The sequence below is a fragment of the Cellulomonas sp. URHB0016 genome (assembly GCF_054057935.1).
This window is the reverse complement of the sequence record NZ_JBSRZU010000001.1, coordinates 353559-375367: the sequence shown is the minus strand read 5'-3', so window position 1 is coordinate 375367 and position 21809 is coordinate 353559. Positions and strand designations below refer to the sequence as shown.

At 73.1% G+C, this 21809-nt stretch carries 22 protein-coding genes and 1 pseudogene; 11 read left to right on the top strand and 12 right to left on the bottom strand.

The window, feature by feature from the left end:
• Positions 1-16: 16 nt before the first annotated feature.
• From ACVW07_RS01785 to ACVW07_RS01770, 4 genes are read right to left on the bottom strand one after another with little or no spacing between them, the layout of a single operon-like run.
• Positions 17-637: a dihydrofolate reductase family protein gene (locus ACVW07_RS01785; RefSeq protein WP_456817580.1), complete on the bottom strand. Its 621-nt coding sequence runs from the start codon at positions 635-637 to the stop codon at positions 17-19.
• A complete protein-coding gene (locus ACVW07_RS01780; protein ID WP_456817579.1) occupies positions 637-1140 on the bottom strand; it encodes an SRPBCC family protein in 504 nt (167 codons plus the stop codon). The genes ACVW07_RS01785 and ACVW07_RS01780 overlap by 1 nt, the downstream gene beginning before the upstream one ends.
• A gap of 3 nt (positions 1141-1143) precedes the next feature.
• Entirely contained in the window at positions 1144-1485 is a 342-nt protein-coding gene (locus ACVW07_RS01775; protein ID WP_456817578.1) for an ArsR/SmtB family transcription factor, read from the bottom strand.
• 48 nt (positions 1486-1533) lie between these two features.
• The gene (locus tag ACVW07_RS01770; RefSeq protein ID WP_456817577.1) at positions 1534-2496 is read right to left on the bottom strand and encodes a patatin-like phospholipase family protein; all 963 of its coding nucleotides are present in this window, start codon (positions 2494-2496) and stop codon (positions 1534-1536) included.
• 297 nt (positions 2497-2793) lie between these two features.
• Between ACVW07_RS01770 and ACVW07_RS01765 the strand changes: the two genes are divergently transcribed.
• On the top strand, positions 2794-3159 hold the full coding sequence (locus tag ACVW07_RS01765) for a hypothetical protein (RefSeq protein WP_456817576.1): 366 nt from the start codon (positions 2794-2796) through the stop codon (positions 3157-3159).
• A gap of 57 nt (positions 3160-3216) precedes the next feature.
• On the opposite strand, the gene ACVW07_RS01760 is transcribed toward ACVW07_RS01765, so the two are convergent.
• From ACVW07_RS01760 to ACVW07_RS01750, 3 genes and pseudogenes are all read right to left on the bottom strand, one after another.
• Positions 3217-4335 (bottom strand): DNA polymerase domain-containing protein, encoded by a 1119-nt coding sequence (locus ACVW07_RS01760; RefSeq protein WP_456817575.1) that lies wholly within the window; start codon positions 4333-4335, stop codon positions 3217-3219.
• Between the two features lie 94 nt (positions 4336-4429).
• Positions 4430-4792, bottom strand: a pseudogene (locus ACVW07_RS01755) (DNA polymerase ligase N-terminal domain-containing protein); the annotation flags it as partial.
• A 111-nt stretch (positions 4793-4903) separates the two neighbouring features.
• Positions 4904-5359: a DUF6098 family protein gene (locus ACVW07_RS01750; protein WP_456817574.1), complete on the bottom strand. Its 456-nt coding sequence runs from the start codon at positions 5357-5359 to the stop codon at positions 4904-4906.
• Between the two features lie 275 nt (positions 5360-5634).
• Between ACVW07_RS01750 and ACVW07_RS01745 the strand changes: the two genes are divergently transcribed.
• Entirely contained in the window at positions 5635-6024 is a 390-nt protein-coding gene (locus ACVW07_RS01745; protein WP_456817573.1) for a DUF6766 family protein, read from the top strand.
• Between the two features lie 61 nt (positions 6025-6085).
• Here the strand turns inward: ACVW07_RS01745 and ACVW07_RS01740 are convergent, their stop codons facing one another.
• Positions 6086-7051 carry a glycosyltransferase gene (locus tag ACVW07_RS01740; RefSeq protein ID WP_456817572.1) on the bottom strand — a complete coding sequence of 322 codons (966 nt, stop codon included), beginning with the start codon at positions 7049-7051 and terminating at the stop codon, positions 6086-6088.
• 344 nt (positions 7052-7395) lie between these two features.
• Between ACVW07_RS01740 and ACVW07_RS01735 the strand changes: the two genes are divergently transcribed.
• The 8 genes from ACVW07_RS01735 (at position 7396) to ACVW07_RS01700 (ending at position 16918) form a co-directional block, all read left to right on the top strand.
• A complete protein-coding gene (locus ACVW07_RS01735) occupies positions 7396-7842 on the top strand; it encodes a hypothetical protein (RefSeq protein ID WP_456817571.1) in 447 nt (148 codons plus the stop codon).
• Complete coding sequence (locus ACVW07_RS01730; protein WP_456817570.1) at positions 7839-9014, top strand: zinc-dependent alcohol dehydrogenase; 1176 nt, start codon at positions 7839-7841, stop codon at positions 9012-9014. The genes ACVW07_RS01735 and ACVW07_RS01730 overlap by 4 nt, the downstream gene beginning before the upstream one ends.
• A 357-nt stretch (positions 9015-9371) precedes the next feature.
• On the top strand, positions 9372-10013 hold the full coding sequence (locus ACVW07_RS01725) for a GAF domain-containing protein (RefSeq protein ID WP_456817569.1): 642 nt from the start codon (positions 9372-9374) through the stop codon (positions 10011-10013).
• Positions 10010-11485 (top strand): PP2C family protein-serine/threonine phosphatase, encoded by a 1476-nt coding sequence (locus ACVW07_RS01720; RefSeq protein WP_456817568.1) that lies wholly within the window; start codon positions 10010-10012, stop codon positions 11483-11485. Before ACVW07_RS01725 ends, ACVW07_RS01720 begins: the two co-directional genes overlap by 4 nt.
• Positions 11486-11558: 73 nt before the next feature.
• Entirely contained in the window at positions 11559-12398 is an 840-nt protein-coding gene (locus ACVW07_RS01715) for a DUF1028 domain-containing protein (protein ID WP_456817567.1), read from the top strand.
• Between the two features lie 91 nt (positions 12399-12489).
• Positions 12490-14274: an N-acetylglutaminylglutamine amidotransferase gene (locus tag ACVW07_RS01710; protein WP_456817566.1), complete on the top strand. Its 1785-nt coding sequence runs from the start codon at positions 12490-12492 to the stop codon at positions 14272-14274.
• On the top strand, positions 14274-15434 hold the full coding sequence (locus ACVW07_RS01705) for a glutamate--cysteine ligase (protein ID WP_456817565.1): 1161 nt from the start codon (positions 14274-14276) through the stop codon (positions 15432-15434). The genes ACVW07_RS01710 and ACVW07_RS01705 overlap by 1 nt, the downstream gene beginning before the upstream one ends.
• A gap of 23 nt (positions 15435-15457) precedes the next feature.
• Complete coding sequence (locus ACVW07_RS01700; RefSeq protein ID WP_456817564.1) at positions 15458-16918, top strand: aminotransferase class I/II-fold pyridoxal phosphate-dependent enzyme; 1461 nt, start codon at positions 15458-15460, stop codon at positions 16916-16918.
• A 76-nt stretch (positions 16919-16994) separates the two neighbouring features.
• Here the strand turns inward: ACVW07_RS01700 and ACVW07_RS01695 are convergent, their stop codons facing one another.
• From ACVW07_RS01695 to ACVW07_RS01685, 3 genes are all read right to left on the bottom strand, one after another.
• Positions 16995-17198: a DUF2188 domain-containing protein gene (locus tag ACVW07_RS01695; RefSeq protein WP_456817563.1), complete on the bottom strand. Its 204-nt coding sequence runs from the start codon at positions 17196-17198 to the stop codon at positions 16995-16997.
• A gap of 49 nt (positions 17199-17247) precedes the next feature.
• A complete protein-coding gene (locus ACVW07_RS01690; protein WP_456817562.1) occupies positions 17248-17682 on the bottom strand; it encodes a DUF4383 domain-containing protein in 435 nt (144 codons plus the stop codon).
• Positions 17683-17814: 132 nt separating this feature from the next.
• On the bottom strand, positions 17815-18696 hold the full coding sequence (locus ACVW07_RS01685; protein WP_456817561.1) for a manganese catalase family protein: 882 nt from the start codon (positions 18694-18696) through the stop codon (positions 17815-17817).
• Between the two features lie 330 nt (positions 18697-19026).
• Here ACVW07_RS01685 and ACVW07_RS01680 point away from each other — a divergent pair, with 330 nt between their 5' ends.
• Entirely contained in the window at positions 19027-19209 is a 183-nt protein-coding gene (locus tag ACVW07_RS01680; protein WP_456817560.1) for an antitoxin, read from the top strand.
• Positions 19210-19287: 78 nt separating this feature from the next.
• Here ACVW07_RS01680 and ACVW07_RS01675 read toward each other — a convergent pair whose 3' ends face one another.
• Complete coding sequence (locus tag ACVW07_RS01675; RefSeq protein WP_456817559.1) at positions 19288-21300, bottom strand: zinc-dependent metalloprotease family protein; 2013 nt, start codon at positions 21298-21300, stop codon at positions 19288-19290.
• Between the last annotated feature and the right edge of the window lie 509 nt (positions 21301-21809).

The following is a 21809-nucleotide window of genomic DNA, read 5'->3' as shown; positions in this document are numbered from 1 at the left end:
TGCGCCGCCCTGACCGCTACCGCAGCCGGAGCGCGTAGCTCAGATGGGTCACCCGCTGCGTCGGCTCCGCGCGCAACGGCTCCAGGGCGACGCGGCCTGCGTCGACGCCCTCGAACAAGCGGATCCCGGACCCGAGGAGCACGGGGGCGAGCGCGACGGTGAACTCGTCGACCAGGCCGGCGTTGACGTACTGCAGGATCGCCGCGCCGCCACCAGCGATGCGGACGTCCCGGTCGCCGGCCGCCTCCTGGGCCCGGTCGAGCGCGGCCTGGATCCCGTCGTCGACGAAGTGGAACGTGGTCCCACCCTGCCGCTCCCACCGGACGCGCTTCTCGTGCGTCACGACGAACACCGGCGCGTGGAACGGCGCATCCTCGGGCCACGCGTGCTCGCCGGCGTCGAACATGCGCCTTCCCATCACGCTCGCGCCGGTGCGCTCGAACGTCTCCCGGAGGATGTCGTTGTCGCGCCCTTCCTCCCCGCCCTCGCCGATCAGCAGGTTCTCGCGGAAGAACCGCTGCGGGAACACCCACTGCTGCAGCTCCATCCACTGCGGCCCCATCAGGTCATCGAGTGATTCGGGCCCGATGAACCCGTCCAGCGACATGGACACGCTGAAGAACACCTTCCCGGCCATCAGTCCTCGGGTCCCTTCTGGACGAGCTCGGTGACGTAGTCGGCCAGGTGGCCCAGCGTCTGGCGGCCACCTTCGATCGCCTGGAACCTCTCGACGGCCTCGTCGCGCAGCTCCTGGGTGCGGAACACGGTGCGCATCTCGATCCTGGTCGCTGCGCCGTCGGGCGCGAAGGTGAGGACCGACTCGAACGCGTCCGGATCGTCGCGGGACTCGCCGTGAAGCAGTGCGATCCGCGCCGGCGGCTCGATCTCGGTCCACGAGATCCACTCCTGGTAGTCGGTCCCGTCCGGACCGTGCATCACGAAGTCCCACTCGCCCCCGACGCGGAACTCGAACGCCCGCGTGGTGGTGGTGAAACCCTCCGGTCCCCACCACCTCGACAGGTGCCGCACCTCCGTGAACGCCTCGAACACGCGCTCGCGTGGCGCACCGATGACCCGCACGACCACGATCTCGCGCGCGGCCGCCAGCTCGTTCGTCGGCTCCCGTCCTGTCGCTGCCATCGCCTACTCCCGCGGGCCATCCTGCTCGAGGTGCTGCACGTACTCGTCCAGCCGGTCGAAGGTCTCGTTCCAGAACCGCTCGAACCCGCCGGTCCACTCGTGGACCGGCCGCAGCCCTCGCGCGTCGAGGCCGTACACGCGCTGCTTGCCCGCCTGGCGGTGGCGCACCAACCCGACCTCGCGGAGCACCCGCAGGTGTTTCGACGCACCCGGCTGGGTCATCCCCAGGTCGTGTGCCAGCTCGGTCACCGGTCGCTCACCCGCGCGCAGGAGGAGCAGGATCCTCCGGCGCTGCGGCTCGGCGATCGCGTTGAAGACGTCCGACGTGGAGGCGGCACGTGCCATGGGGGACATGGTATGCCCATATAGGCATGCGTCAACGAGCCGCGACGGCTAGCGCCAGAGCTCGGTGAGCCGCTCGGCCAGGGCCGTGCCCTGGTCGTAGCCGGCCCGGGCGGCCGGTGGCCGTAGCGACGGATTCATCGCGTTGGCGCCGAACAGGTGCTCGGACGCGCTGTCCGGGGCGACCGTCTCCACCCTGCTGCCTCGGGCACGCAGCTCGTCGACCTGCGCGGAGAGGTGGGTGCCCCAGTGCAGCGGGTGCAGCGACCTGCCGCTGAACGGTGACAGCACCAGGACCCGAGCACATCCGGACGCCAGGTCGGCGTTCTCGGCGTTGGACCGGTAGCCGCCGTCGATGTACCGCCGGTCCCCGATCCGGTAGGGGAGGCCGCTCGCACAGCTGGCGGCGACCGCGTCCACGAGGTCGACGCCGCTGTCGCGGTCGAACACGACCGGGTCACCGGTCCTGGCGTCGACCGCGGTGAGGAGCACCCGTCGTCGCGGCCAGTGCTGGCTGGGCAGGCGCGCCGCGACGGTCAGCCGCCAGCGGGCCTGCCACGACCCGTCCGACGCAGCGTCCATCTCGAGTGCGGCCGCCCCCATCCTGCGGCGCGCGTCGGCCGGCCCGTCGGCGGACGCGATGATCCCCTTGATGCGTTCCAGGTGGTCCACGACCGGCGTCGCCGCGGTGCGTCCTGGGACGCCGCCCGGACGGCTCGGCTGCTGGGGTGCACCGGCGAGGACGGCGGCGAACAGCTCGGTCGGGGTCGCGCCGCCCAGCTGCGCCGCCGCCGTCGCACCGGCGGACGTACCGATCGTCACGTCGGCGGTCGTGACGTCCAGCTGCGCGTCGAACAGGCCGGCGATCACGCCGATCAGCCACGCGTTGCCTGTCGAACCGCCACCACCGAGGACCAGCGCGCGCTCGCCCGCGGGCGTGCGCTCTGCACCACCGGGCCGTGGCTGGTCGTCGTGGGACGCAGGGGGCCAGGGAGAGGAAGGTGTCGTGCTCATGGGAGTCGCCCTTTCGCGAATGCGTGAGGGGCGCTCCCGGTGGCGACTAACCCAGTCGCGCGATCGTGGACTGCAGCGGAGCGCCCGCTGTGAGTGGTGCCTTCACGGGTCTCACCTCCTGCCGCTGGATCACGATCATCGCGAAGTTAGCACACCGGGCGGCGCACGCCCCCGGCTGCCACGGCGTGCCCCGACGACCGCCCGACTTGCGGCACCGCCGGATCGACCTACGTTCAGTGGACCCGGTCGAGGAGGTGGCCGCCGCCTGTTGCGCACCCTCACCTTCCGGAGGCCTCCGTGCACGTCCCGCGACGACTCCTCCTCGGCGCCCTCCTGGCGTTCGTCTCCCTGTGCCTGCTCGCACCCCACGCGCAGGCCGGAGCGAGCGCCGGCGCGTCCTCGTCCGCGTTCGCACCCGTCGGCATGGCGGCTGCGACGGAGGCGGGATCCACGGAGCCGACGCCGGTGCGGTCCACCGACTACGACAACCAGGTCGGCGGGCCGCACCAGGACACCGACGTGGAGCAGACGGGCCGGGCCGTGTCGAGCGGCGACCGCGTCGCGATCCTCGCCGTGGTCGTCGTGACGGCGGCGACCGTCCTGACGCTGGCAGTGCGCGGCCGCCGGCGGCGGACCCGCGCGGCGGAGGCCGACGGCCGGTGACACGGCGCCGAACCGTGGCGCACCGACGATGGCCGGGGCTGCCGCCGTCCCGGTCCGTCAGCGCAGCCGCGGAAGCACCTGGCTCTCGGTGAGGACCGCCCGGAACGGGTCGCCGAGCTCGGCGACCCGTTCGAGGACGGTGCGGATCGTGAACGCGTCCGGTCGCAGCCACGGTGCGTCCAGCTCGTCCCACGTGACAGGGGCGGAGACCGGCGCGCCCGCGGCCGCACGAGGGCTGTACGGCGCGACCAGCGTCTTGTTGACCGCGTTCTGGGTGTAGTCCAGGCGCGCCTGTCCACCACGCTCGCGTACCTCCCACCGCCAGCTGACCAGGTCCGGGACCACCTTCCCGACGGTCTTCGACAGCGTCTCGACCCAGGCGCGGGTCTCGTCGAAGGTCGGGCCGGTCGCGATCGGCACCCAGACCTGGATCCCACGCCGGCCGGTGAGCTTCGGCTGGGCGCGGACGCCCAGGTGCTCCAACGCGTCGCGGTGCAGGCGGGCCAGCAGCACGACGTCCGCCCAGGACGTCGAGGTGCCGGGATCGATGTCGATCAGGGCGAACGTCGGCAGCTGCGGCTGGGCCGTCCGGGACGTCCAGGCGTGCCACTCGAGCGCCCCGAAGTTGGCCGCCCAGACGAGCGCGGCCGCCTCGTCGACCACGAGGTACGTCCGCGTCTCGCCGGGGTCGGCCTCGGGGTTGTCCCATCGGGCGAGCCAGTCAGGAGCGTGGGCCGGCAGCTCCTTGTGCCAGAACCCCTTGCGGGCCGCGCCGTCGGGATACCGGTGCATGTTGAGCGCCCGCCCGCGCAGGTACGGCAGCACCACCGGCGCGACCCGGGCGGCGTACCGCACGAGCTCCCGCTTGGTCACGGGTGCGTCGCCGTCGCGGCCCGGGAAGAGCTCCTTGTCGAGGTTGGTCAGTCGCAGACGCCGCCCGAACACCTCCCACGTGCCCGCGGCGCCGAGGTCGTCGAGCGCCTCGAGCTCGTCGGTCGTGGGAGCGACGACGGCCTCGGGCCGCAGGCTGACCGACGCCTGCGCCGCCGGAAGGTCCGAGCGCCACAGCCGGTCGGGGTCCGCCTTCACCTCGTCGTTGGTGCGACCGCTGAGGACCGAGCGGGGGTGGTCCTCGGCGTCCCAGCCCTTGACGGCGTGCTCGTCGTGCTTGTGCACGAGCAGCCACTGCTCCTTGCCACCCCCCCCCCCTGTCCGGCTCGCCACGACGCACCAGCACCACGTGACCGCGCAGCTTGACGCCGTGCAGCGCGGCGTGCAGCTCGCCGCCTGCGACCTCGGCCGCGGGATCGTCGCTCTTGTACGGCTCCCAGGTCCCGCGGTCCCAGACGACGACGTCGCCCCCGCCGTACTCGCCCGCCGGGATGATGCCCTCGAAGTCCTCGTACTCGAGCGGATGGTCCTCGACATGGACCGCCATCCGTCGCACGTCCGGGTCGAGCGTCGGGCCGCGCGGCACCGCCCAGCTGACGAGCACGCCGTCGATCTCGAAGCGCAGGTCGTAGTGCAGCCGCCGGGCACGATGGCGCTGGACCACGAACCGGCGTGAGGCCGTGCCGTCGGAGGTCCGCGGGTGCGCACCGGCCGGCTCGGGCGTCAGGTCGAAGTCACGCATCGACCGGTAGGTGTCGAGCCCACGGGTCGCGCCGCCGGTGCTCTGCCGCTTGACCACCCGCATCAACCCCCCGTCCCGTCGTCCGTAGCCCGTCGCAGGCCGCCTGGGCCGTCACCGCTCGTCGGGCAGCCTGCCCGGTGCGAGGACCTCGCGGTACACCACCTCGGCCTCGTCGAGCACCCGCCCGGCGACCGTCGCCACAGGGGTGACCTGCGCGAGCAGCGGCTCGCTGTCGGGGCCACGCCCCACCTCGGTGCCGGTCAGAACCCAGGGCAGCCGCCCGTCCGGGCGGCCGAGGTGGGCGTACTGGACGAGCTGGCGTGCGACCCACACCCGCACCGGCAGGTTCCACCACGGCTCGGGCGCGAGCCGGTTGACGCTGAGGCCGGGAAGGACCGCGCCGCTCTCGCCGTCCCGGCTGACCTCGTCCGCGTCGACCGCCGGCCCGGCACTGAACCGCACGTACGCCGTGCCGAGGACATCCACCAGCTCGACGAGCTGGTCCAGGCTCTCGACATGCGCCATCCCTGGCGCGAGCGTCGCCGCCGACTGCTCACGACCGTCCATCTCGGTCCACCTCCGCGGTCGCCCACGGCCGATCCTGGACCCGGGTCCGAGCCTAGGCGGCCGTCCGCGCCGCGGCGCGGCGAGCGATGCCCGTCGCCGGGGTCGCGGTCGACCGAGGACGTCGGCCGCAGCGACGCACCACGGGGTGCGGAACGCCCCGCACGAAACCACCATGGGAGACACGTTCCACCGCGAGTTCGAGGACCCGGACCTGCTGCCACCCGCACCGATGCCCCCGCATCCGGTGCGTCGTCCCCTCTCGTCGGGAGGCCCAGATGAGCAAGCGCGTCGATCGTCCGCCCTTCTTCACCGCCTACTCGTTCGCCATCGTGACCGGCGCCCTGTTCCTGTTCTCGTGGTTCGGGCAGTTCGTGTTCCAGCTGATCGAGGCCCGCAACGACGCAGCGGAGCACGGGAGCACCTTCGAGTGGTCCCAGTACTGGCCGCAGTTCCTGGCCTCGACGCTGGAGAACTGGCAGTCGGAGTTCCTCCAGCTCGTCTGGCAGGCCGCCGGCCTGGCGATCTTCTACTTCTGGGGCTCGTCGCAGTCCAAGGAGGGCGACGAGCGCCTCGAGTCGAAGATCGACCGGCTCCTGGTGGAGCGTGGCATCGACCCGGCGGAGTTCGAGTACCAGGAGGAGGACCGCGCACGGCAGGAGGTCTGACGCGGGCGACGAGCGGCGGGCACGCAGCGTCTGCCGGTCACAGCGGCGCGCGCCACCCCGGTCACAGCGTCGCGCGCCGTCGCAGCGCGGCCGTGCTGGAGGCCGCCTTGCGGAGTCGGCACCCCCGGTAGGGCACCCCGCCACGTGCCCGCTGCCCGATCGCCAACCACGTGCACACGGCCCGCTCCAGGACCCACAGCGGCGTCCACGCGACGCTCGAGGCGGGGAACGCCGTCCGCCCGCCGTCCCGGACGAGGCCACGCAGCGCCGCGAGGGTCGCGGCCGCCAGCAGCGCGAGGGCTGCGGCCGGCCGCCGGCGGCCGACGGACCACAGGAGGGTGGGCAGGAGAGCCGCCTCGGCGGCCAGCCGGGCGGGCTGGGCGAAGCTGTCGTAGGCCTGCCGGACGCGTTGGGACCAGAAGTGACGGGCGGACGGCGGGCGGCGCCGCACGCACAGGTCGTCGGCGCGGACCTCCGTGCCGCCGCGTGCCACGACGGTGCGGATCAGCTCGAGGTTCTCGAACAGGGCGTCGCCGTCGTAGCCCCCGGCGCCGACCAGCGCCGACCGGCGGACAAGCAGCGTGCCGGGGAAGTCGGCGCCCAGGCCACGGTTCACCAGGATCCGCGCGGTGTCCCAGCGGGCGTGCCACGGCAGCGGGGCGAACGCGTTCTGGACACGGACCACCTCGCACCGCGCCAGCACGTCGACCGCGCGGCGGAGCTGGTCGACCTCCCAGCGCACGTCGTCGTCCGCGATCACGACGGCCTCGTGCCGGGCGTGCCGCACGCCGGTCATCACCCCGGCGACCTTGCCGTTGCGGCCCGGCCAGGGCTCGGGCGCCAGGTGGCGGACCAGTCCGTCCCACCGGGCCGCGTGTGCCGCGAAGAGGCGGCTCGGGGAGCCGTCGACCACGGTGACCGGGACACGACCGGCCAGCGCGGACAGGTAGCCCGTCAGCTCGTCGAGACCGTCGTCGTCCTTCCAGCGCAACGGCAGGACGTACTCGACCGGGACCAGGTCGTCCATGGGGACCCCCACGCCGTCGTCGGCGAGGCCGGACCCTGGACCGCCCTCAGGATAGGCGGGCCTCGAACGACCCGCGCCCGCACGGGGCCGCGTGTGCCGATGCGCGCCGGTGGTCCCGGCCGTAGCGTGAGGCACCCGCACCGGCGACCGGGTCCGTTCGGACGCACCCGGTGGCCGGCCGCGACCGCAGGCTCGGCCGCACAGGTCGGGCCTGACGACGGCGAAGACGGTGCCGTCCCCGCGCGCGACGCCGCGGACGACTGAGACCAGCCGGCCGGTCGGTGCTGCGCCGACCCGGCACGGCGAGCCGTCGGCCGGGTCGCCGTACCTCCATGGAGGTCGACATGAGCTCGAAGAGGGCAGTGACAGCCGCAGCGGCGGGCGCCGCCGCCGTGGTCGCGGCGAGGACGATCACCGAGCATCGCAGGCGGGCCGTCGACGAGGCGGACCTGCACAGGTGGCGGGTCGTCACCGTGAACCGGCGCATCGACGAAGTGGGCGGCACCACACCGCAGCCGCTCGCCTCGCTCGGTGACGAGGTCGAGGTCCAGGCGTGCGCGGCGCCCGGGGACAAGGGCGTCGAGCTGCGCGCCCGCTGGCGCGACGGCGCCCGTCCCACGACGGACGACGACCCCCTCCGGTTGCTGCGGACCGCGCTGCGGGAGTCGAAGCAGCAGCTGGAGGTGGGCTGGGTGCTCGAGCCCGACCACAACGTCACGACGCAGGAGACGCCGTGGAACGCACCTTTGCGCGCGAGCGTGAAGGTCGCCCGGGGGGAGGGGCTGCTGTGAAGGCGCTCCTGTGGACCGGCGTGAACGAGACGTCCGTCGAGGACGTGCCCGACCCGCGCATCCAGAACCCCGAGGACATGATCGTCCGGGTGACGCGCACGGTCACCTGCGGCTCGGACCTGCACCTGCTGGGCGGGTACATCCCCTTCATGCAGAAGGGCGACGTGCTGGGCCACGAGTTCGTCGGCGAGGTCGTCGAGGTCGGCGCAGACGTGCGGACGCACCACGTGGGCGACCGTGTGGTGGTCTGCTCGTTCGTGTCCTGCGGACGGTGCTGGTACTGCCGGAACGAGCTCTACTCCCTGTGCGACAACGGCAACACGAACCCCGCGATCACGGAGGCGCTCTGGGGCGCGAACCCCGGCGGCTGCTACGGCTACTCCCACGCCATGGGCGGGTTCGCGGGCAGCCACGCCGACTACGTGCGCGTCCCGTACGCCGACGTCGGAGCCTTCCGCATCCCCGACGGCGTCAGCGACGAGCGGGCGGTGTTCGCCTCCGACTCCGCGCCCACCGGCTGGATGGGCGCCCATCTCGGCAACGTCTCACCGGGGGACGTCGTCGCGGTGTGGGGGGCAGGTGCGGTCGGCCAGATGGCGGCCCGGGCGGCGGTGCTCCTGGGCGCGGAGCGCGTCGTCGTCATCGATCGGTACGAGTACCGCCTGCGGTCCGCCGAACGGCACGTCGGCTGCGAGGCGCTGAACTACGAGACCACGGACGTCGTCGAGGAGCTGCGGGAGCGCACCGGCGGCCGAGGCCCCGACGTGTGCATCGAAGCCGTCGGGATGGAGGCGCACAGCAGCTCGCCCGTGAACGTCTACGACCAGGTCAAGCAGCAGCTGCGGCTGCAGACCGACCGTCCGACCGCCGTGCGGCAGGCGATCTACAACTGCCGCAAGGGAGGCACGGTGTTCGTGCTCGGCGTGTTCGCCGGCCTCGTGGACAAGTTCCCGCTCGGTGCCGTGATGAACAAGGGTCTCACCGTGCGCGGCGCCCAGATGCACGGCCAGCGCTACATCCCGATGCTCCTCGACCGGATGGAGCGCGGCGAGCTCGTGACCGAGCACCTCGCCACGCACACGATGCCGCTGAGCGACGGACCCCGCGGCTACACCATGTTCAAGGAGAAGCAGGACCAGAACATCCGGTCCGTGTTCCTCCCGGGCGGCTGAGCCGACGTGCGCCGGACCTGGCGTTCCTCCGCCTGCAGCACGGCCCGGACGGTGCGAGGTGCGGCGCGCCGGACGGGAACGCATGCTGGAGGTTCCGCGTCGAGACAGGGCGCCTGCTCGTCCCGGGTGGGTGCTGCAGCACGCACTCGGTCCCGCCGAGGAGGACCTCGTGCCACTGCCCGGCCCATTTAGCTCGCCCGCTCCGGGCACCTGGTTCGTCCCGCCCCCGTCCGTCTCTGCGCAGGTGCGCCGCGGGTGTGAGCCGCTCGGGAGCCGGTCGTGACGGCGCCGCCGGCTCCGGACGGCCTCGGACCGGTCGTGGCGAGGTCGTCCCGCCTCATGCTCAGCGACAGCACCGTGGACTCTCTGCTGGGGCTGCTCATGACGGCGGCGTACCGCCTCGTCCGGACGGCCTCGGGAGCCGGCCTCACCGTCCAGGGCCTCGACTCGCGAGCGGTCTCACTGGCTGCGACCGACCAGCAGGTCGAGACCCTGGACTCGCTCCAGTACGAGCTCGGCGAGGGGCCGTGCCTGACGGCGTGGCGCGACCGGGTCGCCGTCCGGGTCGACGACGTCCCCACCGACCGGCGCTGGCCCCGCTGGAGCGCCGCCGCCGCGCTCACCCCCGTCAGGTCGTCGCTCAGCGCGCCCCTCGTGACCGGCGACACGGTGGTGGGCGCCGTCAAGGTGTACGCCGAGGCGCCGAGCAGCTTCTCCGACGAGGACGAGGCGACCCTCCTCGTCTTCGCCGCGCAGGCCGCGATCCTCGTGACCCAGGCCCAGGCGTTCCGACGGGCCGGAGAGCTCGACGACCAGCTGCGGACGCTGCTGCGCAGGCGCGACGACCTGAACCGTGCGTGCGGAGTCGTCATGCAGCGTGAAGGAGTCTCGGCGGAGTCCGCGATGACCTTCCTCATGAGCCTCGCCGACCGTGATCAGCGCACGGTCCACGACACCGCCGCCCAGGTCCTGCGACGCGCCACCCGAGCACCCCGATGAACACGGAGACGCTCAGCCCGGAGCGGCGTCGGCACCTGATCCGGGTGGCGCACGGTCGCGCGCAGCTGTCGACGGACGAGCTGTGGCTGCGCTGCTTCGCTCTCGGTGCCGTGATCGGGCCTCTCGAGCTCGTCGACTACCTCGACGGGCGGCTGCTCCTCGCCGACGCCGAGGCCGACCGCGTCTCCCTGGCGCTCAACGAACGCCTCGACGACCTGCACTGGCGGCACCGTGCGCCGTACTCACGGCCGGTGCGCCAGCTCGACCGTCCCGGTGGCCCGCTCGCCGCACTGACAGAGCTCCTGCGCGCCACCCACCTCGCCGCACCCGACACGCTCGCCCGTGCCGTCGAGGTCGGCGCCCGCGAGCTCGGGCTGAGCGCCACGGCGTACCTCGTGGACGACACCGACGAGTTCCTCGTCCCGGTGGGTGCCGGACCCGGTGACGTGGTCCAGGAGATCGAGGCGACCCTGGCGGGGCGGGCGTACCGGCTGCTCGAGACCCAGCGGACCGCGGCAGGAGACCCGCGGCTGTGGATCCCGATCCTGGACGGGGCCGAGCGGCTCGGCGTCCTCGAGGTCAGGCTCACGGACCCCCGCGACCTCGACGACCCCACGCTGCGGCGGCAGTGCTGGTGGTTCACGCACTACCTGGGCCACCTGATCGCCGCCCTCGACGACTACGGCGACAGCATCGACGCGGTCCGCCGGCGGCGACGGCCGCGCGAGATCCAGGCGGAGCTGGTCCGTGCCCTGCTCCCTCCGCTCACCGCCGGCTCCGACAAGGTGCTGGTCACCGCACGCCTGGAGCCCGCGGACGCCGTCGGGGGCGACATCTTCGACTACGCGATCGCCACCGACAAGCTCCAGCTCCTCGTCGCCGACGCCACGGGGCACGACCTGCGCGCCGGGCTCGCCGCCTCGACGGCGCTCGCGGCCTACCGTCATGCGCGGCGCTCCGGGCACGGTCTGCTCCAGCAGGCTCAGGCCGTCCAGGACGCGATCGCGGACCAGTTCGACGGAGACATGTACGCGACGGGCGTCCTGGCGGACCTCGACCTGGACACGGGACGGCTGCGCTACATCAACGCCGGCCACCCCGCGCCGCTGCTGGTCCGTGGCGGCCGTGTCGTCAAACAGCTCCGGCGGGGCCGACGCTCGCTGTTCGGCCTCGAGGCCCTCAGGACCACGGTCGCCACCGAGCGTCTCGAACCCGACGACGCGGTCCTGCTCTACACCGACGGGATCGTCGAGGCGCGCGACGCTCAGGGCGCCATGTTCCGGCTCGACAGGCTGGTGGAGGTGGTGGAGCGGTCCGCCGCCGAGTACCTTCCGCTGCCCGAGGTGCTGCGCCGGGTCCGGCGGCGGATCCTCGCCCACCAGGGCGGCGTGCTGCAGGACGACGCGACGATCGTCGTCGTGCAGTGGACGACGCGGGGCCAGGTGGCCCTGGAGCCGGACCCGTCGGACTGACCGGCAGCCGGTGGGCCGCCGACCTGGGCCGCGGGCCCTCACATCAATACCGTGGGCGCATGAGGATTCCCTCGTGACGTTCTCGCTCGTGGCGCGCGACGCCGACAGCCACACGTTCGGCGTCGCGACGTCCTCCAAGTACCTGGCCGTCGGTGCCGACGTCCCGGCGGTCTCCGCAGGCGTCGGCGCGCTCGCCACGCAGGCCGAGACGAACGTCGCCTACCGCGAACGAGGCCTGCGCGCGCTGCGGGCGGGACTGACCGCCGCGCGGACGGTGCACGCCCTCGTGGAGGCGGACGAGGAGCGCGACCGCCGACAGGTCGCCGTGGTGTCCGGCGCGGGGCGCCCTGCCGCGTGGACAGGCCCCCGCTGCTGGCCCGTGGCGGGCGAGCTCACCGGGGACCGGTGCGTCGCCGTGGGGAACTTCCTCGCCGGCGAGCAGGTGCTCACCGCCATGGTGGACGCCTTCGAGCGGACGGCAGGGAGCCTGGCTCGCCGCCTGCTCGCCGGCCTCGCCGCGGGCGAGGCCGCCGGGGGGGACCGGCGGGGCCGACAGAGCGCGGCGCTGCTCGTCGCCTCCGGACCCGGGGTCGTGCGGCTGCGCACCAGCGCCCGCGTCGACCTGCGGGTGGACGACCACCCGGAGCCGGTCACCGAGCTGGCACGTCTGCTGACGAGGTTCGAGGTCCTCGTCGCGGATCCCGACCCGGCCACCGCACTGGTGCTCGACGGGACCACGGCACGGGTGGTCGACGAGGCGCTGCGGACCCTCCAGGTCGTGGACGGCGAGCTCGCGACGCGCCTGTCCGCGTGGGCAGTCGGGGAAAACCTCGACCACCTGCTGCTCGACGGCGCCGTCGACCGGCTGCTCCTGGGAGAGCTGCGCGCGCACGCCGCGGCGCGCACCCCCTGAACCAACGCGCGCGCCACCCGTCGGCATGTGAACCTGTGCTGTACACAGGTCGAGCTCCCGGCCACAGACCGGCGGGAGACGAAGTCAGCACATGTGCGGCATCTGTGGAGAGATCACGTTCGACGGCAGGCCCGCGGACACCCAAGCGGTGGAGCGGATGTCGAAGGCGCTCGCAGCGCGCGGACCCGACGGGTCGGGCCTGTGGGCCGACGGGCGCGTGGCGCTCGGTCACCGTCGGCTCGCGATCATCGACCTGAGCGATGCAGGTCGACAGCCCATGGTCGACGAGGACCTCGACCTGGTGTGCGTGTTCAACGGCATCGTCTACAACTACCGGGAGCTGCGGGCGCAGCTGCAGGGCGAGGGCTACCGGTTCACGTCGGGCTCCGACACGGAGGTCGTGCTCAAGGCGTACCACCGGTGGGGCACGGCGTTCGTGGACCGCCTGGTGGGAATGTTCGCGATCGTCCTGCTGGAGCGGACGAGCGGCCGGGTCGTCATGGCCCGCGACCGGCTGGGGATCAAGCCGCTGTACGTGAGCCGGGCCGAAGGGCGGCTCCGGTTCGCCTCGAGCCTGCCCGCCCTGCTCGAGGCGGGCGACGTCGACACGGCGATCGACCCGGTGGGGCTCCACCACTACCTGTCGTGGCGGGCCGTCGGCCCCGCCCCGCGGACGCTGCTCGAGGGCGTCCGCAAGCTTCCACCGGCCACGGTCCGGGTCGTGGAGCGCGACGGGCGGGAACGGGACCACCGCTACTGGGAGGTCGACCACCGGCGCCGGCCGGAGCACCGGGACTGGGACGAAGGGGACTGGACGGACGCGGTCCACGACGCGCTCCGCACCGCCGTGCGCCGGCGCATGGTGGCCGACGTCCCCGTCGGCGTCCTGCTCTCGGGCGGCCTCGACTCCAGCCTGGTCGTCGGGCTGCTCGCCGAGGCGGGCCAGAGCGGTCTGGCGTCCTTCTCGATCGGCTTCCCGGGCACCGCGGGAGCCGCAGGGGACGAGTTCCGGTACTCCGACGCCGTCGCCGAGATCTTCGGGACCGATCACCACCGCCTGTCCGCCACGGCGCAGGACGTGGTGGAGACGTTCCCGCACACCGTGCAGGCGATGTCCGAGCCGATGGTCAGCCATGACACCGTCGCGTTCGACCTGCTGGCGCAGGAGGTCAGCACCCACCTGCGCGTGGTCCAGTCCGGCCAGGGCGCCGACGAGGTGTTCGGGGGCTACCACTGGCACGCCGCGCTCGCCGACGTCGCCCGCGAGCGCGTCGCCGATGCCTACGCCTCGCGCTACTTCGAGCGCGGCCACGCCGACATGGCGCGGCTCCTGGCGCCCGAGTGGCACCTGGCCACGGACCCGTCGTTCGCGGTCGTCGCCGGGCACCTGGCGCGGCCGGGCGCGCAGAGCACCGTCGACGCCGTCCTGCGGCTCGAGACCGAGGTGATGCTGGTGGACGACCCGGTGATGCGGCTGGACAGCATGTCGATGGCGTCCGGCCTGGAGGCCCGGGTGCCGTTCCTCGACCACCAGCTGGTCGAGCTCGCCGCCGCGTGCCCGCCCGAGCTGAAGCTCGCGGACGGCGGCAAGGGGATCCTCAAGTCGATCGCACGCCGTCTGCTGCCGGCAGACGTCGTGGACCGGCCGAAGGGCTACTTCCCGGTGCCCGCCGTCACGCACCTCGACGGGCCGGTGCTCGACCTGGTGGGCGACGTCCTGACGTCGAGGACCGCCCGTGAACGAGGTCTGTTCACACGCGGGTACGTCGACGCGCTCCTCGCGCAGCCCACCGCGCCGACCGGGGCGACCGGCGTCAACCGGCTGTGGCCCCTCGCCGTCCTGGAGCTCTGGCTGCAGACCCACGGGATCCGCTGATGGCCACCGACACGTCCCAGGAGGTCGACCTCCGGACACCGGCCCCCGCCGTCGCTGCGCCGACCCTGCGCACGATGGGCGTGGAGGAGGAGCTCCTGCTGGTGGACCCCGCCACCGGGGCGGCCGTCCCGGCGGGTCGCGATGTGCTCGCCGCGGCCGCCGGGCTGCCGGCCGGCGCGCTCGAGTCGGAGCTCCAGGAGCAGCAGGTCGAGACGGCGACCAGCCCTGTGCTCACGGTCGGCGACCTCGGGACGGAGCTCGTCGCCCTACGTCGGGCCGCCGACCGTGCGGCACGGCGGGCGGGTGCACGTGTCGCGGCCCTCGCCACGTCGCCCCTGCCGGTCCGGACCAGCCTCAGCGACGGGGTCCGCTACCGCGCCATCAGGGAGCGGATGGGGCTGACCTGCGAGGAGCAGCTCACCTGCGGCTGCCACGTCCACGTCGCCGTCGCCGACGCCGAGGAGGGCGTGGCGGTGCTGGACCGCATCCGGGCGTGGCTCCCGCTGCTCACCGCGGTCGCAGCCAACTCACCGTTCTGGGACGGACGGGACACCGCGTACGCCAGCTACCGGACCCAGGCATGGAGCCGCTGGCCCGGCGCCGGGCCCACCGACGTCTTCGGCTCGGCCACCGCCTACCGGGACGTCGTCGAGCAGATGCTGGCGACAAGGACCGTGCTGGACGACGGGATGGTCTACTTCGACGCCCGCCTCTCCCACCGGCACCCGACCGTCGAGATCCGGGTCGCCGACGTCTGCCTGGACGTGCGGGACACGATGCTGGTGGCGTCGCTGTGCCGGGCACTCGTGCAGACGGCCGCCGACGAGTGGCGAGCGGGGTCGTCGCCGTCGCCGCAACCCGCCGTCGTGCTGCGGCTGGCGTCGTGGCGGGCCAGCCGTTTCGGGCTGGCGGACGACCTCGTCCACCCGGTGCAGGACCGGCTGGTGCCGGCGCGAGCCGCGATGGCCGCCCTGCTGCGGCACGTCTCCGCCGCGCTGGAGGACGCCGGCGAGCTCGACTGGGCACGGGACGCGATGGTGGCGCTCCTGGCCCGCGGCACCGGTGCAGCACGTCAGCGGGCCGACCTGGCCCGCACCGGAACGCTCCGGGCGGTCGTCGCCCGGGCCGCCGACGCGACGCTCGCTCTGCCCGGAGCGTGACCGCCGAGACGAAGGAGAAGGACATGGACCACAGCCGAGCACCCATGGTGGAGGCGCTCGAGGACTTCCGGCGCCGGGGGGACGTCGCCTACGGGCCGCCCGGGCACCGGCAGGGGCGTGGTGTCGACCCGCGGCTCCTGGAGGTCCTCGGTGAGGGCCTGTTCGCGGCGGACGTGCTGACCCTCAACGGGCTGGACGACCGTCGGCAGTCGCAGGGCGTCCTGGAGCAGGCGCAGGAGCTGATGGCCGACGCCGTGCACGCCGAGAAGGCGTTCTTCTCCACGTGCGGCAGCTCGTTGTCGGTCAAGAGCGCGATGATGTCGGTGGCGGGCCCGGGGGAGGAGCTGCTGGTCTCCCGCAACGCCCACAAGTCCGTGGTCTCGGCGCTGATCATCGCCGGCATCCGGCCCGTGTGGGTCCATCCGCACGCGGACGAGGACCTGCACCTGGTCCATCCGCCCGAGCCGGAGGACGTGCGCCGCGCGCTCGCCGCGCACCCCGAGGCGCGCGGGATGCTGCTGATCACACCGACCGACTGGGGGACGTGCGCGGACATCGCCGGCACGGCCGCCGTCTGTCACGACGCCGGCGTGCCGCTCATCGTCGACGAGGCATGGGGCGCCCACCTGCCGTTCCACGGTGACCTGCCGACGTGGGGCATGGACGCCGGGGCCGACGTCGTCGTGACCAGCGTGCACAAGATGGGCGGGGCGATCGAGCAGAGCTCGGTGTTCCACCTCCAGGGCGACCGGGTGGATGCGACCGTCCTGAAGGCGCGCGAGGACCTGCTGGGCACCACCAGCTCGTCCAGCCTGGTGTACCTGACGCTCGACGGGTGGCGCCGCCAGATGATGGAGAGCGGGCACGAGCTGCTCACCGAGGCGTTGGCCCGCGCCGAACGCGTCCGCACGGCCGTCGGCAAGCTCGAGGGCCTGTCGCTGATGGACCGCGAGGTCGTCCGGCCCCAGGGCGCCTTCGACCTGGACCCGCTGGTGCTGACCATCGACGTCCGGGGGCTCGGCGTCACGGGCTACGCCGCCACGGAGTGGCTCCGCGACCGGTGCCAGGTCGACCTGAGCGCCTCCGACACCTGTCGGATCAGCGCGCGCATCACCCACGGCGACGACGACCGGACCGAGGCTCTCCTCGTGTCGGCGCTCGAGGAGCTCGTCGACCGCTCCGGCGAGCTCGACCCGGCCCCGACGGTGGCGTTGCCGAGACTGGGAGACCTGGAGCTCGAGAGCGTCATGCGCCCGCGCGACGCGTTCTTCGCCCGGACCGAGCAGGTGCCGGTGGAGCAGGCCGTCGGCAGGATCGTCGCGGAGATGATCTCGCCGTACCCGCCGGGCGTCCCCGTCCTGGCGCCCGGCGAGCGCATCACCGCCGAGGTGGTCGAGTACCTCCGGACCGGCAAGGCCGCCGGGATGCTCATCCCGGACTCCGCCGATCCTGAGCTGTCGACGCTGCGCGTGGTGGCGGAGTGACGACCGACGACCGCTGACCGTCGGCCGGACCGCGGTCCGTGGGGCCGCCCGCATCCGGGCGGTCCCACGGACCCGGCTAGGCCACGTTGTAGCGCTCGGTGCGATCGAGCAGACCGTGCTCGTCGTGGATGTAGTGCTCGACCTGCCGGGCGGCCGCCTCCGCGCGGCCCGCGGCCACGGCCTCCTCCCGGGTCGCGTACAGGTCGCCCACCTGGCGCGCGGCGACCTCGTTCAGCCACCGGCCCTTCTCGGGGACCGTGTGCACAGGGTTGTCAGACATCTCTCCTCCTCTCGGCGGGCGACCACGCGCTCCGGCTCGGGGACCACGGTTACGACGACGTGCGACTCCTCGCCGGCCACAGTGCGATCGCGAGGCCCGCCAGCGCACTGACGAGGTGCAGCCCGTTGTCCGCCCCGTTGATGTTGAGGATGTTGGTGTCCGGGTCGTTGGCGACGACCAGGCCGTAGACGAAGGTCGCGCCGTACCCGATCGCGAGGATCCAGCCGTAAGCCCGGGCCCTGGCGACGGTCGACCACAGTGCGATGCCGAGGATCCCGACGACGATGTGGACGATGTTGTGCAGCGGGTTGACGGCGAAACCGAGCAGGGTCTGCGAGTGGTCGTGCTCGGTGAAGTCGTCGAAGCCGGTGACGGCGAAGCCGACGAGGCCCACCAGCAGGTAGACGATGCCGATGACCAGGGCGAGCCACTGGAACGGGTACCGGTACCGGACCTCAGTGGACTGCCGGGCGGGTGCTGTCATGTGATGCCTCCGAGATCACGGCCTCGGCACCGCCCTGCGGAGCCGAGGTGAGTTGCGCCTCGGCTCGACGCGATACGACCAGGGTCGCCGAGCACCGGGCTCCGCGCACGCCGAGCCCGGTGCCCTCGGCGCTCACTCCTTGTGGAGCTTGTCCTGCACCACGCCGGCGACCTTCTCGACGGCGTTGGGCAGGTCGGTCGTGCCGTAGAACCGCGCGTCGGGCCGGGTCAGCGCGGGCATCGGCACCCCCGCGGGGGGTTCGGCGACGTAGCTGAACTCGCCCTTGCCGTCGGGGGTCGGCCCGGACGCCCAGCGGCCCTCGCCCGCGCGGTCCCCGTCGGAGAAGTTGATGTACTGGTAGGCCACGTCGCGGTCCTCCTTCTGCAACGGGAAGTTGCTGGGCACGGGCAGCAGCTCGGCACCCTCGGCCTGGAGCTCCGCCGCCGCTGCGAGCCACTGGTTCTGGTGCATGGTGTCCCGGGCGAGGAGGAAGCCGAGCAGGTCCCGGACGCCCGCGTCGTCGGTCATGTTGTACAGCCGGGCGACCTGGAGCCGGCCCTGCATCTCGGCGTTGGCGTTCGCCGTGAAGTCGGCAAGGAGGTTGCCGCTGGCGGTGATGTACGACCCCGACCACGGGTTGCCCATGCTGTCGACCGGGCGGGCACCCGCACCGGCCACGATCGCCTGCTGGAGGTCGGTGCCGCCGATGACGGCCGCGACGGTCGGGTCGTCCTGCATCGCGCCCTCGGTCACACCGATCGGCGCCTTCTCGAGCAGCTGGGCGATCATCGTCGCGAGGATCTCGACATGGCCGAACTCCTCGCTGCCGATGCCGAAGAGCAGGTCGCGGTACTTGCCCGGGACGTGGATGTTCCAGGACTGGAACGCGTACTGCATGGCGACCGTGATCTCGCCGTACTGGCCCCCGAGCACCTCCTGGAGCTTGCGCGCGTACACGGCGTCGGGCTGGTCGGGCTTGGCCTGGTGCTGGAGCGTCTGGCGGTGCAGGAACATCGGGACTCCCGGAAGGGGTCGGCCGCCGGCCGGGCCGGCGGCGGCTCAGGGTGCCCGAGGTCGGCGTCGGCGGTGCCTGGGGCGTCCGCAGGGGCCCGGCCTGGGGCCGCCGACACGCTGCTTGCATCGGTGCTGGTCGGTCCCGCGCGCTCCGGGACCGTCCGACCGACGGTAGACGCGGCGTCACGCCGCGCAACCGGACCCCGTGCGAACTCCCGGTGGCGGCGCACCAGCGGTCGGAGGGACCGGGTCGCGCGGGCAGGAACCGCGACGCACGATGTGTGCGGCCGAAGGAGCGGGCCACCGGAACGGCACGACGAGGACAGCACCATGGGAATCGACGACCTCAAGGACAAGGCATCCGACGCCCTCGACAGCGACAAGGGCGAGCAGGCGAGCGACGCAGGACTGGACAAGGCCGAGGACACCGTGTCGTCCGCCACCGGAGGCTCGCACGACGAGCAGCTCACGAAGGCCCGCACCTCGGCCGACGAGCACGTGGGCAACGGCTGACGCGAGGCCGGCACGTGCGTCCGCCGCGAGCTGTGCGCGACGGACGCACGTGACCGGTGCTGGCTGGTCCGCCTCGCCTCACCAGACACGGGCGACGGTGTACGCGAGGGTGTCGTCGCGGAACGTCACCTCGTAGACCGCCGGGCCCTGCGTCATGGGGATGTGCGGGCCGCCGGGCTCGGCCGTCGCGTCACCGTCGGCGTCCCCGAACGTCGTCGACCCGGAGCCGTCCACGTCGAACACCAGCTCCTCGACGGGGTGCGCACCGAACGGCATGGTGACGCGCCAGGTGTGGTCGGCGACGAGCTCCATCGGCGTCGCCGTCCACTCGGTGCTGGTGCCGCGCAGCGTCATGGTCGGATAGGCGCCGACGAAGCCGCCGGTGGTCCGGTCGACGGAGTAGCGGAGCGTGGAGAGGTCGATCGTGACCGTGTAGGAGCCCGCCTCCGGGACCACGACGTCCGCACCGTCGCGGTCCGCGACACCGTCGGGCTCGTTGTCGCCGTAGGCCGCGCCGCCGGGGGTGGTCCCGAACCGGAGGGTGCCGGGTTCTGCGTACGGCGCCTGGGCGGTCCACGTGCTCGCCGTCCCGGGGACCTTGGTCATCGGGACCGGCACCCAGCCGTTGAACGTCCCGGAGAGCACCGCCTGCTGCTCGACGATGCCCAGCGTCACGGTCACGACGGCGCCGTCGGGCCCGACGGACTCCGTGCGGATCGACACCCCCGAGGCGGCGTCGGTGAACGTCTGCCCGACCTGGAGCGCGGCGTCCGCGTACCCACCTCCGGGCGTCATGTCCACGAGCGCGGTGCCCCAGTCGGTGGCGCGGCGGACCGTGACGCCGTCCATCAGCGCGGCGTAGTCGGCGACCTTGGCGTCCCAGAACCGGCCGTACGGCCGGCGGACGTCCACGTCGTAGTACTCGCCCGACGGCAGGGGTATCCGCAGGTCCTGCGCCTGGTCGGTCAGCGTCTCGGCGGGCGCGACGGTGTAGGTGCCGGACGCGGTGACGGTGACGACGCCCGAGGGCGGGATCCACCCGAGCCGCGCCTTGTAGTTGGCCGAGAACTGCATCTCGTTCCAGGTGTTCCCCATCGAGTCGAACGGGTCGCCGTACTCCTGCACGACGCACGTGCCGCCACCTTCCTCGACCGACGTCTCGTGGCCGTCGGGAGCGGTGCAGTACAGCGCGTTGGCGTGGTTGAGCCCGAGATTGTGCCCGATCTCGTGCTGGGCCACGGCGCGAGTCCCCTCGTCGCCGTAGTACAGGTCCACCGACGCCGTCCCACCGACGTACGCCCAGCCGCCGTACCAGCAGCCGCGGTCGACGGAGTCCAGCACGAAGGCGACGTGGTCGTAGCTGCTGAGATCGATGCCCGCCGCCTGCGCGGCCTCGGTGCCCGCCCTCTCCTCCGCCCAGCACCCGGTGTCGGCGGGGATCTCGAGGTAGCCGTAGACGTCCCCCTCGGGGGCGTCGCGGCCGCGGAGCTCGAGCTGTGACCAGGAGCTCTCGCGGAAGAAGGCGGCGACGGAGTCCTGACCGGTGAAGAAGTCACGGCGGGCGTCGTCGGCCGTCATCGGCTCGGCACCCGAGGGGCCGAGCCGGAGCAGCACCACTGCCAAGGTCCGGTCGTCGACCGCGACGGGGCTCGGCGCCGCCGACAGCTCACGCACGGCCGTGCCGTCGAACGTCGAGCTCGCTCCCGCGACGGTCGGCTCCTCGGCGGCGTGCTCGCCGGTGACCGCGACCCGCTGACCGGGTACCACGTCCTCGAAGAGGTCCGGTGGTCCGTCGATCTCGACACGCGAGCCGTCGGACAGTCGCAGGACGTCGTGATCGGCGTCGGAGACGCCGCCGGACGTGTCGCCGGGAGCGTCGGCCGGTGTGTCGGCGGGTCCGGCGTCGACCGACGTGGCGGAGCTGCGCGCCGCAGCGAAGCCCTGTGGCGCATCGGCCCCCGCCGTCGGCGGCGGGTCGGCGTGCAGCCGCTCGTAGGTGCCCGTGACGGTGGTGTCCGCCGTCGGCGGCGCGGCGGCGGCCCGCGGACCAGCCACGGTGCCGGCGAGGGCGAGGGCGACCGCGACGGTCACGGTCAGGGTTCTGGCGGGTGGTCTGACCGGCGACGGTGACAAGGCGCGCCGGGACCACAGGTCGTGGTGCATGGGATCGTTCCGTTCTCGTGGGCGTCGTTGCTGCGCTCGGTCGAGCCGAGCGGGACGGCCAGCGGGAGGCCCGCACGGTGGTGGCCCGGTACGGCGATGCAGGTGCCGCCGTGGCCGCCCTCGGTGCCGGACGCCGGCTCAGAGGTCCCGGTCGCCGCGAGGCTCGCGCCGACCGTGGCGTCGACGGGCAGGCGCCTGTCGGACGGACGACGGGAGAGGGCTTCGCGGCCCGGGCCGAAGACACTCCTTCGGGTGGTGCGTTCTCAGCTGCGTTCTCACCTGCGCGTGGCTGCACATGTCGTGGTGGGGCCGGTCGAGCGCGGGGCAGTCCGATCTGGGAGCGCTCTCACGGGCGATTCGTCTGAATTGTGTTAGGTCGCTCGGACAGTGTCAAGACGCGTCGGACAGCGACGCAGCGACCGTCCCCGTCAGGAGTG